This is a genomic window from Kitasatospora sp. MBT66, from assembly GCF_000710405.2.
GTDB classification, from domain to species: Bacteria; Actinomycetota; Actinomycetes; order Streptomycetales; family Streptomycetaceae; genus Kitasatospora; species Kitasatospora purpeofusca.
This window is the reverse complement of the sequence record NZ_JAIY01000025.1, coordinates 30381-31449: the sequence shown is the minus strand read 5'-3', so window position 1 is coordinate 31449 and position 1069 is coordinate 30381. Positions and strand designations below refer to the sequence as shown.

General features: G+C 81.0%; 1 protein-coding gene. It reads left to right on the top strand.

The window, feature by feature from the left end; translation table 11 throughout:
• On the top strand, positions 1 to 1069 hold a 1069-nt coding region (locus BI06_RS50085), incomplete at both ends, for an XRE family transcriptional regulator (RefSeq protein ID WP_158516552.1).

Sequence of the window (1069 nt, the reverse complement as noted above, 5' to 3'; positions counted from 1 at the left end):
GCCGCACCAGCCCCCGGATCGCCGACCGCCTCGACGACCTCTTGCACGCCGGCGGCGAACTGCGCGCCGCCTGCCGCCTCGCCGAGGAGGGCCCGGCCTCGGCCGCCGTCCCCGCCTCCGCCGTCGCCTCCGTCGCCGCCGAAGCCCTGGCGGCCCCCGCCCCCGGGGACTGGACCCGCCCCCCGCTGCCCGGCCCGCCCGTCGCCGCCCTCGCCCCCGTCCTGCCCGCCGGCCTCGCCGCCCACCTGCCCGACCGCCTCCCCGACTACGGGCTGCTCTGCCCCCTCCACGACGCCGCCGGCTGCGCCGTCCCCGCCGCGCCCGACCTGGCCGCCCTGCACACCGCGTTCCGCGCCGCCGACCCCGACACCGCCGCCCCGGTCGACCCCGACACCGCCCACGCCCTGGCCGGCCTGCTCGCCGCCCACCTGCGGGCCGGCGACAGCCCCACCGCTCCCGGCACCGCGGCCGTCGAGGACACCCTGCGGGTAGTGCTGCGCCGCCTCGCCGCCCACCCGGCCGGTCCCGACCGCCGCCCGCTGGCCCGACTCGCCGGCGAGTACGCCCACGCCGCCGGCGCCCTGCGGATGCAGGACGGCCGCAACGCCACCGCGATGGCCTGCTTCACCCGCGCCCTCGGCTGGGCCGAACTCGCCGGGGACCACGCCACCCAGGTGGCCGCGCTCAGCGACATGAGCTTCCTCGCCCGCCTCGACGGCGACCCGGAGGCCGCCCTCGGCTACGCCCGCGAGATCTCCCGGGTGGCCCCCGCCCGGCACTGGGCCGGCGCCATGGGCCAGATCGCCCAGGCCCGCGCCCACGCCATGACCGGCGACGTCCGCGCCACCGTCCGCCACCTCGGCCGCTCCCGGCTCCACCTCGACCACATCGGCGTCCACGACGAGTCCGACGCCGCCTGGCTCTCCATCGCCTCGATGCGGCTGCGGGTCGAGGCCGGGGCCGCCGCCGCCCTGCGCGACGCGGCCGCCGCCGTCGACGACCCCCGGCTGGCCCGCCGCGCCGTCGACGCCGCCGAGACCGCGCTGGCCCTGCTTGCCCCCGACCAACT